This window comes from Bradyrhizobium sp. B039 (assembly GCF_038965675.1).
Taxonomy (GTDB): domain Bacteria; phylum Pseudomonadota; class Alphaproteobacteria; order Rhizobiales; family Xanthobacteraceae; genus Bradyrhizobium; species Bradyrhizobium diazoefficiens.
Map to the genome: position 1 here is coordinate 8132501 of NZ_CP152416.1, position 16354 is coordinate 8148854.

At 62.5% G+C, this 16354-nt stretch carries 9 protein-coding genes, 2 tRNA genes, 2 rRNA genes and 1 riboswitch (1 of these 14 only partly in view); of the genes, 5 read left to right on the plus strand and 8 right to left on the minus strand.

Annotated elements, in window-relative coordinates:
- From AAFG50_RS38305 to AAFG50_RS38320, 4 genes are all read right to left on the minus strand, one after another.
- Positions 1–889, minus strand: a 23S ribosomal RNA gene (locus AAFG50_RS38305) (it extends 1985 nt beyond the left edge of the window).
- Positions 890–1285: 396 nt separating this feature from the next.
- Positions 1286–1361, minus strand: a tRNA-Ala gene (locus tag AAFG50_RS38310).
- Between the two features lie 33 nt (positions 1362–1394).
- A tRNA-Ile gene (locus AAFG50_RS38315) sits at positions 1395–1471 on the minus strand.
- A gap of 226 nt (positions 1472–1697) precedes the next feature.
- Positions 1698–3186: ribosomal RNA gene (locus AAFG50_RS38320) — 16S ribosomal RNA — on the minus strand.
- The 16S and 23S rRNA genes sit together here with 2 tRNA genes alongside, the layout of an rRNA operon.
- Before the next feature lie 1012 nt (positions 3187–4198).
- Between AAFG50_RS38320 and AAFG50_RS38325 the strand changes: the two genes are divergently transcribed.
- The 3 genes from AAFG50_RS38325 (at position 4199) to AAFG50_RS38335 (ending at position 8395) form a co-directional block, all read left to right on the plus strand.
- Positions 4199–6253, plus strand: coding sequence for a M23 family metallopeptidase (locus AAFG50_RS38325; protein ID WP_028173527.1), 2055 nt, complete (start codon positions 4199–4201; stop codon positions 6251–6253).
- A 154-nt stretch (positions 6254–6407) separates the two neighbouring features.
- Positions 6408–8039 (plus strand): hypothetical protein, encoded by a 1632-nt coding sequence (locus AAFG50_RS38330; protein ID WP_028173528.1) that lies wholly within the window; start codon positions 6408–6410, stop codon positions 8037–8039.
- Between the two features lie 89 nt (positions 8040–8128).
- The gene (locus AAFG50_RS38335; protein WP_011084222.1) at positions 8129–8395 is read left to right on the plus strand and encodes a hypothetical protein; all 267 of its coding nucleotides are present in this window, start codon (positions 8129–8131) and stop codon (positions 8393–8395) included.
- A 75-nt stretch (positions 8396–8470) separates the two neighbouring features.
- On the opposite strand, the gene clpB is transcribed toward AAFG50_RS38335, so the two are convergent.
- Complete coding sequence (gene clpB / locus AAFG50_RS38340) at positions 8471–11110, minus strand: ATP-dependent chaperone ClpB (protein ID WP_028173529.1); 2640 nt, start codon at positions 11108–11110, stop codon at positions 8471–8473.
- Positions 11111–11349: 239 nt separating this feature from the next.
- Between clpB and AAFG50_RS38345 the strand changes: the two genes are divergently transcribed.
- Positions 11350–12138 carry an MOSC domain-containing protein gene (locus AAFG50_RS38345; protein ID WP_028173530.1) on the plus strand — a complete coding sequence of 263 codons (789 nt, stop codon included), beginning with the start codon at positions 11350–11352 and terminating at the stop codon, positions 12136–12138.
- 107 nt (positions 12139–12245) lie between these two features.
- Here AAFG50_RS38345 and AAFG50_RS38350 read toward each other — a convergent pair whose 3' ends face one another.
- Positions 12246–13031 carry a TIGR02594 family protein gene (locus AAFG50_RS38350; protein WP_028173531.1) on the minus strand — a complete coding sequence of 262 codons (786 nt, stop codon included), beginning with the start codon at positions 13029–13031 and terminating at the stop codon, positions 12246–12248.
- A gap of 215 nt (positions 13032–13246) precedes the next feature.
- On the opposite strand from AAFG50_RS38350, the gene AAFG50_RS38355 reads away from it, so the two are divergent.
- On the plus strand, positions 13247–14110 hold the full coding sequence (locus tag AAFG50_RS38355) for an alpha/beta hydrolase (RefSeq protein WP_028173532.1): 864 nt from the start codon (positions 13247–13249) through the stop codon (positions 14108–14110).
- Between the two features lie 56 nt (positions 14111–14166).
- Here AAFG50_RS38355 and metW read toward each other — a convergent pair whose 3' ends face one another.
- The gene (gene metW, locus AAFG50_RS38360) at positions 14167–14829 is read right to left on the minus strand and encodes a methionine biosynthesis protein MetW (RefSeq protein WP_028173533.1); all 663 of its coding nucleotides are present in this window, start codon (positions 14827–14829) and stop codon (positions 14167–14169) included.
- Position 14830: 1 nt separating this feature from the next.
- Positions 14831–16033 (minus strand): homoserine O-acetyltransferase, encoded by a 1203-nt coding sequence (locus tag AAFG50_RS38365; protein WP_028173534.1) that lies wholly within the window; start codon positions 16031–16033, stop codon positions 14831–14833.
- Between the two features lie 91 nt (positions 16034–16124).
- Positions 16125–16204: riboswitch (SAM riboswitch) on the minus strand.
- Positions 16205–16354 lie beyond the last annotated feature (150 nt).

The window sequence follows — 16354 nt, forward strand, 5'->3', positions numbered from 1 at the left end:
ACCCCTAACCACAAGTCATCGGAGCCTTTTTCAACAGGCACCCGTTCGGTCCTCCAGTGAGTGTTACCTCACCTTCAACCTGCTCATGGCTAGATCACTAGGTTTCGGGTCTAATACAACGAACTTGACGCCCTATTCAGACTCGCTTTCGCTACGCCTTCGCCTATCGGCTTAAGCTTGCTCGTTAAATTAAGTCGCTGGCCCATAATACAAAAGGTACGATGTCACCCAGAACGAATCTTGGGCTCCATCTGTTTGTAGGTGTCCGGTTTCAGGTCTATTTCACTCCCCTCGTCGGGGTGCTTTTCACCTTTCCCTCACGGTACTGGTTCACTATCGGTCGCTGAGGAGTACTTAGGCTTGGAGGGTGGTCCCCCCGCGTTCAGACAGGATTGCACGTGTCCCGCCTTACTCGTGGATACATCATCGCATTACTCGTACGGGGCTATCACCCTCTGAGGCCCAGCTTTCCTGACTGGTTCCGATTGTCTTTGATGTATCACTGGCCTGGTCCGCGTTCGCTCGCCACTACTAACGGAGTCTCTGTTGATGTCCTTTCCTCCAGGTACTTAGATGTTTCAGTTCCCTGGGTTTGCTTGAAACCTCCTATGTATTCAGAAGTCTCATACCTTCTCTTGATAACCGGAAATCCAAAACCTCTTCGATCGAAATCTAAAGGCCTAGGCATCTTCCATCATCTGGTCGAACCCCACACCGATGTCTTTCGACAAAGGTCTTGGAGTTCCGGCTATCGAAGGTGGGTTTCCCCATTCGGAAATCCGCGGATCAAAGCTTCTTCGCAGCTCCCCACGGCTTATCGCAGCGTAGCACGTCCTTCATCGCCTCTCAGCGCCAAGGCATCCACCGAACACCCTTAAGGCACTTGATTGCTCTCATTATCAATGTCCACACACTCGGCAGAATGTTGTCTGCAGAACTGCCTTGCGGCACGCGCCCTCGATGAACGCTATCTGCAGCCGGACAATGATTAGAAAGACCAGCTTGCTTCGTAAGATCGTTCCGATAGCGAGGCGGTCAAGCTTCGCTAAAAGGATCATTTACAACTCGCCCGTCTTTCAAGTTTGACCTTGAAGGACGCGTGAGCGCCGAAATGATCCGGAGATAATGAAGTATCGCGCAGAAATCCTCTGCACGATCCAACTCGGATCGATCTCCTCTTTACGATGTCAGAAATCACGCAGCCTGCTGTCCATCCGGACTAGCAAGTGCGAAGTGATGTTTCGCGGACGATTTAGGTGCACGATCAGTCGATGATCAAACCATCTGGTGGAGCCAGACGGGATCGAACCGACGACCTCATGCTTGCAAAGCACGCGCTCTCCCAGCTGAGCTATGGCCCCGTAACCAGAAGACGAATGCTCACTCGATGAAAGTGGTGGGCCTGGGAAGACTTGAACTTCCGACCTCACGCTTATCAAGCGCGCGCTCTAACCAACTGAGCTACAAGCCCCTAACGCTATCCTATCAAGGACTAGGGTCTTGGCGTGCAGCAACCGGCGACTAGCGCCAAATGCAATCGCACAGCGCAGCCCCGGCGCGTGTTCGTCCGCGAAGAAAGAGAAACGAAGACGGCGAAATCCCGCCAATGCAGCTCAACAATCCTGACGACTGTTGGCCACTGATGTTTCTAAAACGATCCGATAGTGAGCCGAAGCTCGCTGAAGGATCATCCTTAGAAAGGAGGTGATCCAGCCGCAGGTTCCCCTACGGCTACCTTGTTACGACTTCACCCCAGTCGCTGACCCTACCGTGGCCGGCTGCCTCCATTGCTGGTTAGCGCACCGTCTTCAGGTAAAGCCAACTCCCATGGTGTGACGGGCGGTGTGTACAAGGCCCGGGAACGTATTCACCGTGGCGTGCTGATCCACGATTACTAGCGATTCCAACTTCATGGGCTCGAGTTGCAGAGCCCAATCCGAACTGAGACGGCTTTTTGAGATTTGCGAAGGGTCGCCCCTTAGCATCCCATTGTCACCGCCATTGTAGCACGTGTGTAGCCCAGCCCGTAAGGGCCATGAGGACTTGACGTCATCCCCACCTTCCTCGCGGCTTATCACCGGCAGTCTCCTTAGAGTGCTCAACTAAATGGTAGCAACTAAGGACGGGGGTTGCGCTCGTTGCGGGACTTAACCCAACATCTCACGACACGAGCTGACGACAGCCATGCAGCACCTGTGTTCCAGGCTCCGAAGAGAAGGTCACATCTCTGCGACCGGTCCTGGACATGTCAAGGGCTGGTAAGGTTCTGCGCGTTGCGTCGAATTAAACCACATGCTCCACCGCTTGTGCGGGCCCCCGTCAATTCCTTTGAGTTTTAATCTTGCGACCGTACTCCCCAGGCGGAATGCTTAAAGCGTTAGCTGCGCCACTAGTGAGTAAACCCACTAACGGCTGGCATTCATCGTTTACGGCGTGGACTACCAGGGTATCTAATCCTGTTTGCTCCCCACGCTTTCGTGCCTCAGCGTCAGTATCGGGCCAGTGAGCCGCCTTCGCCACTGGTGTTCTTGCGAATATCTACGAATTTCACCTCTACACTCGCAGTTCCACTCACCTCTCCCGAACTCAAGATCTTCAGTATCAAAGGCAGTTCTGGAGTTGAGCTCCAGGATTTCACCCCTGACTTAAAGACCCGCCTACGCACCCTTTACGCCCAGTGATTCCGAGCAACGCTAGCCCCCTTCGTATTACCGCGGCTGCTGGCACGAAGTTAGCCGGGGCTTATTCTTGCGGTACCGTCATTATCTTCCCGCACAAAAGAGCTTTACAACCCTAGGGCCTTCATCACTCACGCGGCATGGCTGGATCAGGGTTGCCCCCATTGTCCAATATTCCCCACTGCTGCCTCCCGTAGGAGTTTGGGCCGTGTCTCAGTCCCAATGTGGCTGATCATCCTCTCAGACCAGCTACTGATCGTCGCCTTGGTAGGCCGTTACCCTACCAACTAGCTAATCAGACGCGGGCCGATCTTTCGGCGATAAATCTTTCCCCGTAAGGGCTTATCCGGTATTAGCACAAGTTTCCCTGTGTTGTTCCGAACCAAAAGGTACGTTCCCACGCGTTACTCACCCGTCTGCCGCTGACGTATTGCTACGCCCGCTCGACTTGCATGTGTTAAGCCTGCCGCCAGCGTTCGCTCTGAGCCAGGATCAAACTCTCAAGTTGGACTTGAACTTTGAACCGGCTGATCACAACGTTTGACGAGGTCCCACCATTTTTCATCGACCGAAATCGACGAGCTGCCTGCGATTCACATCGCTGGCAACGATGGTGTTTCCTTTAAAACGTGTACCGCCGAAGTCTTTCGTCCGGTCTCGATCAGAAAAGCCGAAGCTTTTCAGAGCCGAGACCCGCAAGGACTCCGCCGTCCACGTTTCTCTTTCTTCATCTTCACTTGTCAAACAGCCCGGGACCGGAGAGGCCCCAACCTTCCTGAGAGGAAGGGTTCCGACACCCTTACCGACGATGGATGAACTCCAACCGACTGGTGTCGGCTGTTGTGTCACTCAACAAGGTGAGGAGCATCAGTGGCGCGTTCGCTCGCCTTGGTCAGTGACCCGGCGGCGCCGCGCTCAGTGGTTGGGGTTATAGGCCCCACCTTCCGGGCTGTCAACGCCAATCGTCAACAAATCGTCGCACAGTGGATTGTTGAAAAAAATCCAGTGATTCCAGTCGATTAGAGAGGGTATGAGCGCGCCGACCGCGGCCGCGCCGCAAAAAATCTCAAAAAAAGTTTGCGCCCCAGGGAGCTCCGGAAGGGCTTCGGAGGGGCTCCGGAAGCGGCTTCGGGCGCCCTCCCCGGACGGGCTCGGCCGGTCGCCCCTTCAGGAAACTTTTTCCATATTAGGCGCCGTACTAGAGCCACAATCCCGCGGCGTTCTGATAAGAGACAAGCTTGAATCGCGGGGATGCCAGTGGGGGCTGCCGGCGGTTTGCGTGGGGTCAGAGGAAGGCGATCATACGATGAAGCGGCCTTCTTCAGACATTCGAGAGACATCGAGAGATCTTTTTCCGCTTAGCTGTTCGTAATTTCGGCCGGCCCGTCATCAGGGCCTTCTGACCGCGAGCGCCTGTGCGGCTTGCCGTTTCCTGCGATGCCCCTCCAAGAGGGCGACCAGGGAGGGGCTCGAAACCGGGCTGGTATGGGCCTCTTGGGTCGTTGATTGGGGGACTTGGGTTGAACCACAGGACGTCACGCGGCGCTTACGGGCGTGAGACCGGGATCATCGATCTCGGCCACGAGCCGCCGCTTTCCGTCGATGGTTCCGAAGCCGCCGTCATCGACCGCCGTCGTGTTTCGGTCCAATGGTTCAGCGGGACAATTCTGACCGGACTTTGCGGCGCAGCCCTGATCGGCGGCGCCGTTTTCGCTTCGCTCGACGGCGAGATGACCTTCGCCAAGGTGCCGGAGCGGGTCGAAGGCGCGCTGCGTGGCGCGTTTGGCGCAGCTGATCGCGCCGCCACGCTGCACAAGAGCGACCGCCTGCCGCCACCGAACGAATCCACCGCATCGCGCAACATCGTGCGCGTCTCCACGGTGGCCCGCGTCGGCAATCGCGACGTGATGCGGGTGCGTCCCTTCGTCCGGATCGCCGGCAATCTGTCGATGACGACGAGCGACCTGTCGGCGAAAATTCCGCCGTTCAACGCCCAGCGCCTTCTCACCGACGTCGGCTCCGATCCGAAAACCGCCGCCGACGATCCCAACAACCCCGAAGCGGTCGAACCCGACGCCGAGGTCTCCTTCGTCACCAAGGACCTGTCGCCGGTGCTGCCGAAGGCCAAGATTTCCGCGGTGGTGGCGCTCGACGACATCCTGATGCGGGTCCGCGATGCCGCTAACTGGCGCGGCAATGGCGGGGTGCGCTACGCCTCGCTCGCCAATGCCACCGCCGACGTTTCCGGCGCGTCCGACATGAAGATGGCCTACGCCACCGAAGTGTCGCCGTCGGATCCCTATGCCGGCTTCGAGACGCGCGTGGTGCCGGAAAACGTCACGCTGCTGCCGAAGACCAAGGAGCAGATCACCGGCGGCAATCCCAACGGCGAGCGCGTCCATCTGGTCAAGAAGGGCGACAGCGTCGCCTCCGTCCTGCGCGATCTCGGCGCCACAGCGGACGAGATCAAGGCGATCGCCGCGACACTCGGCCCGCGCGGCCGCGACGGCGGCCTGAAGGAAGGCGAGAAGCTCCGCATCCTGATGGCGCCCGCAAGCCCCGGCGCCCGGCTCCAGCCCTATCGCGTCGTGATTGCAAACGACACCATGGTCGAGGCGATCGCGGCGCTGTCCGACCTCGGCAAATACGTCGCGGTCGACGTCTCCAGCATGAACACCGTCGCTGATGCCACGGCCAACGCCAACAGCGACGACGATGACGACGATGACGGCACCGGCGTGCGGCTCTACCAAAGCATCTACGAGACCGCGATGCGCAACAAAGTGCCGATGCCGGTCATCGACGACATGATCAAGATCTACTCCTACGACGTCGATTTCCAGCGCAAGGTGCAGCCTGGCGATTCCTTCGACGTGTTCTATGCCGGCGAAGACGAGGGCGTGACGTCGAACGAAAAGAACGACGTTCTGTTCGCTTCCCTCACGGTCGGCGGCGAGACCAAGAAATACTACCGCTACCAGAGTCCCGACGACGGCGTCGTCGACTACTACGACGAGAGCGGCAAGAGCGCGAAGAAGTTCCTGGTCAGGAAGCCCGTCAACAACGCCATCATGCGCTCCGGCTTCGGCGGCCGCCGCCATCCGATCCTCGGCTATGTGAAGATGCACACCGGCGTCGACTGGGCCACCGCCTACGGCACGCCGATCTTCGCCTCCGGCAACGGCGTGATCGAGAAGGCCGGCACTGAGGGCGGATACGGCAAATACATCCGCATCAAGCACAACAACGGGTACGAGACGGCCTATGGCCACATGTCGGCCTTCGCCAAGGGCATGGAAGCCGGCAAGAAGGTCCGCCAGGGCCAGGTCATCGGCTTCGTCGGCTCGACCGGCGCGTCGACCGGCCCGCACGTGCACTACGAAATCCTCGTGAACGGTCGCTTCGTCGATCCGCTGCGCGTGAAACTGCCGCGCGGCCGATCGCTGGAAGGCCCGATGCTGGCCGGCTTCGAGAAGGAGCGCGACCGGCTCGACGGCATGATGAGCGGCCGGGGCGGCGCCATCGCCCGTATCTCGGATGCGACCGGAGGACCGTTGCAGGTCACCAACCGGTAGGCCGGCAACCGGCCGACATCGACCGGACATCTTCACCAACACGGTTGAATGGGACGCTTTCGAAGCGACGCCGCTTTACGGCGACACAACGTCAAGTTTCGTTTGCCAAAGCCGGATGACGGGCGAATACTTTCCAAAAATGGGAGGTCACGCCATGAAGAACAGGCTTGCCTGCACGGCCGTCGTTGCTGCGATTTTCTGCACCACGAGCGCGTCAGCCCAGAAATTACCGGAGACTTGGGAGGTCACGAAACTCGTCCCCGGCTCGGCGTTCCATGGCGTGCATGGGCTCGGGATCGACAAGGCCGGCCATCTGTTTGCCGGCAGCGTCGCCGGCGCCATGCTCTACGAGGTGGATATCGCTAGCGGTACCGCCAAGGTTGCAATCCCGGCTCCGATCGGAATGGCCGACGACATCGCATTCGCGCCCGACGGCACCATGGCCTGGACCGGCTTCCTGGCCGGCGATCTCTATTCGCGCAAGGGCGACGGCCCGATCAAGAAGCTCGCCTCCGGCCTTCCCGGCATCAATTCGCTGGCCTTCCGCAAGGACGGCAGGCTCTACGCCACGACGGTCTTCCTCGGCGACACGCTCTACGAGATCGACGTCGAAGGCGTCAAACCGCCGCGTCAGATCATGGAGAAGATGGGCGGCCTCAACGGCTTCGAGTTCGGTCCCGACGACAAGCTCTACGGCCCGCTCTGGTTCAAGGGACAGGTCGCCAAGGTCGACGTCGACAGGGCCGAGCTGACGGTGGTTGCCGACGGCTTCAAGGTCCCGGCCGCGGTGAATTTCGATTCCAAGGGCAATCTGTGGGTGGTCGACACCGCGCTCGGCCAGCTCGTTCGGGTCGATCCCAAGTCGGGCGCCAAGACCATGGTCGCGCAGCTGAAGCTGTCGCTGGACAACCTCGCGATCGACGAGAAGGACCGCATCTACGTCTCCAACATGGCCGACAACGGCATCCAGGAAGTCGATCCGGCCAGCGGCCAGGCCAAGCAAATCATCATCGGCAAGCTCGCGTTGCCCGGCGGCATCGGCGTCACCTCGGAGAATGGCAAGGATACGATCCACGTCGCCGACGTGTTCGCCTATCGCGCCGTGGACGGTACGACCGGCGAGGTCACCGAGAAGGCGCGCATGCATGCCGCCGGCGTCACGCTCGAGTATCCGATGAGCGCCACGGCAAAGGGCAACGACGTGATCCTGTCGAGCTGGTTCACCGGCACGGTGCAGGTGATCGACAACAAGACCGGCGCGACGCGCGACATGCTGCATGACTTCAAGGCGCCGCATGATGCGATCGTGCTCGAGGACGGCAGCATCCTGGTGGCCGAGCTCGGCACCAAATCGCTGGTCCGCGTCAGCGGCGAGCACGGCAAGGATCGCACCACGCTGATCGGCGACCTCGAGGGTCCGGTGGGGCTCGTCGCCGGATCGCATGGCGACGTCTATGTCACCGAGGCCTTCGCGGGTGTCGTGTCCAAGATCGAGCAAAACGGCGAGAAGACCGTGCTCGCCAAGGAGTTGAAGATGCCCGAGGGCCTCGCGCGCACCAGCGACGGCAAGCTGATCGTGGCGGAAGTCGGCGCCAGGCGGCTGATCGAGATCACGCCGGAGGACGGCAAGATCACCGAGATCGCGGCCGATCTCCCGATCGGCCTTGCGGGCGCACCCGGCGGCCTGCCCACCCACATCCCGACCGGCGTCGCCATCGGCGCCACCGGCGTCATCTATTTTTCCTCCGACATCGAGAATGCGATCTACAAGGCGGTGAAGAAGTAGCGTCTGCCAGCGGGATCCGGCTGCGGGGGAACCGGCGCGCGGGTTCCCGGTTAGAGGCTAACGGGACCGACCAGCAGGAGGATCGCCCCATGACGCGCCTCTCACGCGACGATGTCGTCAAGGCCGTGGATCGAGCCGACGAGGTCACCATTGCCCAGATTATCGGGACCGGCGCGACCGTCGAGGAGCTCGCCGAAGCCCAGGCCTGGCTCGCCAATGACGAGCCGTTGATCAACGATTTGCGACCGCTGGCGCAGGGACGGGTGCGCGAGCTGGTCGATATCCTGTCCGAGCTTGAAGAAGAAGACGACGAGGCCGGACCGGCCGAGCCCGGCTCCGCGTCCGCCGTCGGCTAGGATCAGCCCAAAACAATTCGCCCCGGAGAAGTGAACCTCTCCGGGGCGATCTGTCGTTTCAGGCAGCGATGACGCTCAGTTCAACTTCCGCTTCGACGCCGGCGCCTCGAACTGGGCGATCTCCGCGGTTTGCGGGGCCTTGCCGTTGAAGGTCAGCACGTTGCCTTCGGACGAGATCGCGACGTTGTCGCCGTCCTTGACGTCGCCGGCCAGGATCATCTCGGCGAGCGGGTCCTGGAGGTAGCGCTGGATCACCCGCTTGAGCGGCCGTGCGCCGTAGGCGGGATCCCAGCCCTTGGCGGCGAGCCAGTCGCGGGCCGCGCCGTCGAGCGTCAGCACGATCTTGCGATCGGTAAGCAGCTTCTGCAGCCGGGCGAACTGGATCTCGACGATCCGGCCCATCTCGCTCCGCTGCAAGCGGTGGAACAGGATGATCTCGTCGACGCGGTTGAGGAATTCGGGGCGGAAATGTCCCCGCACCATTCCCATCACCTGCTCGCGCACGGCCGACGTATCTTCGCCCTCGGGTTGATTCACCAAAAACTCCGAACCGAGGTTCGAGGTCATGATGATCAGCGTGTTGCGGAAATCGACGGTGCGGCCCTGGCCATCGGTCAGGCGGCCGTCGTCGAGCACCTGCAGCAGGACGTTGAAGACGTCAGGATGCGCCTTCTCGATCTCGTCGAACAGCACGACCTGGTAGGGCCGGCGCCGCACCGCTTCGGTGAGCGCGCCGCCCTCGTCATAGCCGACATAGCCCGGAGGCGCGCCGATCAGCCGCGAGACCGAATGCTTCTCCATGTACTCGGACATGTCGAGGCGGACCATCGCGGTCTCGTCGTTGAACAGATACTCCGCGAGCGCCTTGGTCAGCTCGGTCTTGCCGACGCCGGTGGGGCCCAAGAACATGAACGAGCCCATCGGCCGGTTCGGGTCCTGGAGGCCGGCGCGGGAGCGGCGCACGGCGGTTGCGACCGCATGGACGGCTTCGGCCTGGCCGACGACGCGCTTGCCGAGGGAGTCCTCCATCTTCAGAAGCTTGTCCTTCTCGCCCTCCAGCATCTTGTCGACGGGCACGCCGGTCCAGCGCGAGACCACCTGCGCGATGTGATTGGCGGTGACCGCCTCCTCCATCATCTCGCCGGAGTTCTCCTTGGCCTCGATGTCCGCGAGCTGCCGTTCGAGCTCGGGGATCCGGCCATAGGCCAGCTCGCCGGCCTTCTGGAATTCGCCGCGGCGCTGGGCATTGGCGAGCTCGACACGCAAGCCGTCGAGCTCGGCCTTGAGCTTCTGCGCATCGGAGAGCTTGCTCTTCTCCGCGCTCCAGCGCGCCGTCAACGACGCGGATTTTTCCTCGAGCTCGACGAGTTCCTTTTCAAGCGTCTGCAGGCGGCTCTTCGAACCGGCGTCGCTCTCCTTCTTCAATGCTTCCTGTTCGATCTTCAGCCGGATGATTTCCCGATCCATCGAATCGAGCTCTTCCGGCTTGGAATCGACCTGCATCTTCAGGCGCGCGGCGGCCTCGTCCATGAGGTCGATCGCCTTGTCGGGCAGGAAGCGGTCGGTGATGTAGCGGTTGGACAACGTCGCGGAGGCAACAAGCGCGGAATCGGTGATCCGCACGCCATGGTGCTGCTCGTACTTGTCCTTCAGGCCGCGCAGGATCGAGATGGTGTCCTCGACCGAGGGCTCGCTGACGAAGATCGGCTGGAAGCGCCGCGCCAACGCCGCATCCTTCTCGACATGTTTCTGGTACTCGTCGAGCGTGGTCGCGCCGATGCAGTGCAGCTCGCCGCGGGCGAGCGCCGGCTTCAGCAGGTTCGATGCGTCCATCGCGCCGTCGCCCTTGCCGGCCCCGATCAGCGTGTGCATCTCGTCGATGAACAGGATGAAGGTGCCCTCGCTCCCGGTCACCTCCTGGAGCACGGCCTTCAGCCGTTCCTCGAACTCGCCGCGGTATTTCGCGCCGGCGATCAGTGCGCCCAAGTCGAGCGAGAGCAGCTTCTTGTCCTTCAGGCTCTCCGGCACGTCACCGTTGACGATGCGCAGCGCGAGGCCCTCGGCGATGGCGGTCTTGCCGACGCCGGGCTCACCGATCAGGACGGGATTGTTCTTGGTCCGGCGCGAGAGCACCTGGATGGTGCGGCGGATCTCCTCGTCGCGGCCGATGACCGGATCGAGCTTGCCGTCGCGCGCGGCCTGGGTCAGGTCGCGGGCATATTTCTTCAGCGCGTCATAGGCGTTCTCGGCGGTCGCCGAGTCGGCCGTGCGGCCCTTGCGCAGGGCCTCGATCGCCGCGTTGAGGTTTTGCGGGGTGACACCACCCTTGCTGAGGATCGTGCCGGCCTCGCTGGTCTTCTCCAGCGTGAGGCCGAGCAGCAGCCGCTCGACGGTGACAAAACTGTCGCCGGCCTTCTCGCCGGCCTTTTCGGCGGCATCGAAGGTGCGTGCGAGCTCGGGCGCCAGATAGATCTGCCCGGCGCCGCCGCCGGAGACCTTCGGCACCTTGTTCAGGGCGTCCTCGGTCGCCTTCAAAATTGCGCGGGAGTTGCCGCCGGCACGGTCGATCAGACCGGCAGCGAGCCCCTCATTGTCGTCCAGCAGCACTTTCAGAACGTGCAGGGTCGAAAACTGCTGGTGCCCCTCGCGCACCGCAAGCGACTGCGCGGACTGGATGAAGCCCCTGGAGCGTTCGGTATACTTCTCGATGTTCATCTTTTCTTTCCCTCGGCCTGCCCATGGAGCCCTCTAAGGCACTCCAAACGGCATCTTCATTGGGTTTCCGATTACCGCATTGACGTTTCTCAACCGGTAACGGTCGTTATTTACCGACGCTGCCGCCGGCCTGAGGCAGATGTGGGAAGCGGGCTGCGGGAGCGAAAGAGGCGTCTTCACAATTTCGTGCGCGCATCGGCCCGCTTGGCGCGGCGTGGCCGAATCCCCTAAGTAGCGCCATGACAGCCAGCCAGACCGCCGAGATTACCGGCCTCTACCGCTATCCCATCAAGGGCCTCACCCCGGAACCCCTGCCCCGCGTTGCCTTGCGGGTCGGCCAGACCCTGCCCGCCGACCGCCGCTACGCCATCGAGAACGGCCCGAGCGGGTTCGATCCCGAGGCGCCGGCCTGGAAGCCGAAAATCCAGTTTCTGATGCTGGCGCGCAATGAGCGGCTGGCTTCGCTCGACAGCCGGTTCGAGGACGCGACCAACCGCCTGACCATCCGCAAGGACGGCCAGATCGTCGCCAGCGGCGATCTGGAGACCGCCGCCGGGCGCGCCGCCATCGAGCGCTATTTCACCGAGAACTTCCAGCCGGAGTTGAAGGGCCCACCGAAAGTCCTGTCGGGCCGCGACCACAGCTTTTCCGACGTCGCCCGCAAGGTCGTCTCCATCATCAATCTGGACAGCGTCCGCGCGATCGAGACCATGCTCGGCGGCACCGCCGTGCATCCCCTGCGCTTCCGCGCCAATCTCTACATGAAGGGCTGGCCGGCCTGGTCCGAGCTCGACCTCGTCGGCCAGACGCTCGCGATCGGTCAGGCCCGGCTGAAGGTGGTCAAGCGCATCGTCCGCTGCCCGGCCACCAATGTCGATCCGGAGACGGCAAAGCGCGATCTCGAGATTCCGCCGACGCTCTCGCGGCATCTCGGACATATGGACTGCGGCATCTATGCCGAGGTCATCGCCGGCGGCGAGATCGGCGTGGGGGATGCGGTCGCGGTGGAAGAGCCGAAGCTGGTGTGAGCTTCGTAGGGTGGGCAAAGCGAAGCGTGCCCACCAACTTTATCTCTGCGGGGCGAGATGGTGGGCACGGCGCTAACGCGCCTTTGCCCACCCTACGCTCCCTCACCTCAGTTCGGCATCACATACGCATAGATGCGGCCGCGCGAGACCGGCGCCTCGCGGACGCGGTTGCCGTTGTTGCCGGAGATCATGATCGGATTTCCCTGCGCGTCGACGCCGGTGATGATGCCAACGTGGCCGCCCCGGCCGCCGCGCGACATCACCGCGATGGCACCGACCTGCGGGCCGGAGACACGCGTGCCGTAACGCGCGAATGAATTCGCCATGTCCGAGCCGGTGCCCCGGTGGCCGGTCTTCTCAAGCACCATGTTCATGAAGCGCGCGCACCACAGGCTGCCACGCCCGGTCGGGTTGCCGCCGAGATAACGGCGCGCCTCGGACACGAGGCCCGATCCGCCGCCGAAGCCGCTGCTCATACCCATGTTGCCGGCGTTGCCATTGTCGCCAGCGCTGCTCTTGTTGACAGCGTGGCTCATGTTACGGGCGCGGCTCACTTTGCCGGCGCGGCTCACGTTTCCACCGATGCCCATTTCACCGCCGCCCAGATAGCGCGTGTCACCCATGCCGCCGCTATTGGCGTTCGGATCGTAGCTGGCCTGCGTGTCCATGAAGCCGCCGGCCTGCAACTGCGCCGCGCTGCGCTCGAAGCGCGAACTGCGGGCCTGGTGCCGGTAATGATGATATCTGCTGGCGTGATGCGCGTAAGCGTGCCGCTCTGCGCTATGACGATGCGGCCGTGCCGAGGCCGGAGACGAGAACGCGGCGACCGCCGCGAAGAACAGCGCCAGCGCGACAACACAACGCGACAGGCGAGACGCAAACAACTCGAACATTAGTCATCCTTCGTTGACACCCCCACTTCCCAGCCGGCCCGTGCGTGGCCGACATCCCTCGGGCCGTTAAGCCGCCCCATGTGGCGAGAAAAAGACACCGTGCCGGTGAATAGCTGGGTTGATTTTGTGTCGGTGCCGGCCTGACGCTGCCGCATTGCGGACAACAGCATTAACTGCGATCCTCCATCTGCGGCTAGAAGAGAGGGAAACGGTTAATGCCCCACGCCACGACCAGGGACGACGTCCGCATCTATTTCGAGGAAGCGGGCCAGGGAACGCCGATCATCTTCCTGCACGAGTTCGCGGCCGACTACACCAATTGGGAGCCGCAGATGCGCTACTTCTCGCGCGGCCACCGCTGCATCACCTATTCGGCGCGCGGCTACACGCCGTCGGACGTGCCTGAGGGCGAGGTCTACACCTACACGCATTTCTACACCGACGCGCTCGCGGTGCTCGATCATCTCAGGATCGACCGCGCGCATCTCGTCGGGCTCTCGATGGGCGCCTATTCGTCGCTCCAGATCGGACTGAACGCGCCGCAGCGGGCGCTGTCGATGACGCTCGCCGGCGTCGGCTCCGGTTCGGAGATCGAGAATCTCGACGCCTGGCGCAGGCAATGCCGCGCCAATGCCGAGCAATTCGAGACGCTCGGCTCCACGGAGGTGGCAAAAGTCACGCGCGAGGCGCCGAGCCGGATTCCCTTCCTGGTCAAGGACCCACGCGGCCACGCCGATTTCTACGCCGCGCTGGCGCGGCACGATGCCAGGGGATCGGCGCGCACGATGCGCGGCTTCCAGGGCGGCCGTCCCTCGATCTACACCATGACGGACGCGATCAGGGGCGTCGCGACGCCGGCGCTGATCATCTGTGGCGACGAGGATGACCCTTGCGTCGGGCCGAGCCTGTTCCTGAAGAAGCATCTTCCGGCCGCGGGCCTCGCGATGTTTCCGAAGTCGGGGCACGTGCTCAACCTCGAGGAGCCCGCGCTGTTCAACGAGACCGTGGAGCGGTTCGTCACGCTGGTGGAAGCAGGTCGCTGGCCGGCGCGCGATCCGAGGTCGGTGGCGGCGCAATAGTTTACCCTGTCATTCCGGGGCGCTCGAAGAGCGAACCCGGAATGACGCCTACGGCGTCACTTCCCCTGCCCGCGCGTGAGCAGAAACACGCCCTGCTCGCCGAACATATTCCACACCCACCAGGGCAGGTTCAGCGGCACCGGGCGGCCATAGAGATCGAGCGCCACCGAGCGTTCCATCTTGACGTTGATCTCGTCGCAGAGCTCGACGAAATCCTTGATGGTGCAGAAGTGGATGTTGGCGGTGTCGTACCAGGTCGCCGGCAGGTTCTCGGTGCGCGGCATGTGGCCGCCGATCAGGAGTTGGAGCCGCATCTTCCAGAAGCCGAAGTTCGGGAACGAGACGATGGCGCGGCGGCCGATGCGCAGGAGATTTTCCAGCACCACACGCGGCTGCCGCGTCGCCTGGAGCGTCTGCGACAGGATCACGTAGTCGAAGGCATCATCGGGATAGTTCACGAGGTCGGTATCGGCGTCGCCCTGCACCACCGCGAGGCCCTTGGCGACACAGCGGTTGACGCCCTCGCGCGACAATTCGATGCCGCGGCCGTCGATGCCGCGGGTCTCCAGAAGCTGGAGCAGATCACCGTCGCCGCAGCCGACATCGAGCACCTTGGAGCCCGGCTTGACCATCTCGGCGACGAGCAGATGGTCGGCGCGAAAATGACCGGACTGTTCCGCGCTAAGGCCGCCCAGCGGCAGCACTTCCTGCACTGACATCCTAGCCACCCCTGCCGTTGAGTCCGCGCGCCTTGCCGGCCGATTCCAGGAAGGCGCGGGCGATGTCGAAGAATTCGGGCACGTCGAGCAGGAAGGCGTCATGGCCGCGATCGGTCTCGATCTCGGCGAACGATACCCGCGCGCTCGACGCATTCAGCGCATGCACCAACGCGCGCGATTCCGAGGTCGGGAACAGCCAGTCGCTGGTGAAGGAGACCACGCAGAAGCGCGTCTTGATGCCCGCGAACGCCTTCGCCAGCACGCCGCCATGGTCGCCGGCGATGTCGAAATAGTCCATCGCGCGCGTCAGATAGAGATAGGAGTTGGCGTCGAAGCGCTCGACAAAGGACGAGCCCTGGTAGCGCAGATAGGACTCGACCTGGAAGTCGGCGTCGAACGAGAAGGTCGGCAGGTCGCGGTCCTGCATGCGCCGGCCGAACTTGCGATGCAGCGCCGCGTCGGAGAGATAGGTGATGTGCGCCGCCATCCGTGCGACCGCAAGGCCGCGATGCGGATGGATGCCGCGATCGGCGTAGCCGCCATTGTGCCAGTCGGGATCGGCCATCACAGCCTGGCGACCGAGCTCGTGAAAGGCGATGTTCTGCGCCGAGTGCCGCGTCGAGCAGGCAATTGCCAGCGCGGAATACACGCGCTCGGGGTAGGCCGCCGTCCATTGCAGCACCTGCATGCCGCCCATCGAGCCGCCGACCACCGCGAACAGCGTGTCGATGCCGAGCCGGTCGATCAGCATCGCCTGCGCGCGAACCATGTCAGGGATGGTGATGACCGGGAAATCCAGGCCCCACACTTTGCCGGTCGCGGGATTGATCGAGGCCGGCCCGGTCGAGCCCATGCAGCCACCGATCACATTGGCGCAGATGATGAAGTATTGGCTCGGATCGAGCGGACGGCCCGCACCGACGAGGGTTTCCCACCAGCCGGGCTTGCCGGTGACGGGGTGCACATTGGCGACATGCTGGTCGCCGGTCAGCGCATGGCAGATCAGGATCGCGTTGGAGCGATCGGCGTTGAGCTCTCCATAGGTCTGGTAGGCGATCTGGAACGGGGTGAGATCTATGCCGCAGTCGAGCGGCAACGGCTGATCAGCGCCGAAATGCGCGACGAGCGAGCTCGGATGATCCACCTCATGCGACCGCTCATCGGCACTGATCGCGGGATTGGATATCGACGTGACGCCAACCATCTGACCATCGACCTCGTTTGCGATCGGACTTCAGACCGCTACTTGCATCAGGCCATAAAAAACCCGGCCTGAACGATAGGTTCGGCCGGGATCGGAAGCGTCCCCGGCCTGTTTAGCGAGTTTTTTAACGTGGCTGCAAGCCGGCCGGCTCAAATGACCACGGAACAGGCAAAACTTAACGGCTTGGACGGTTTTCGTCAAGATACGGTCCTGATTGACCAAATTCGTCCCCGTCGCGTCAGCCGAAAAGGCCCGATTTCCCTTTGCATTTCTCTTTGCTTTCGCCGCTCCGACTGCCTAATCAAGACATCGACCGCGGCG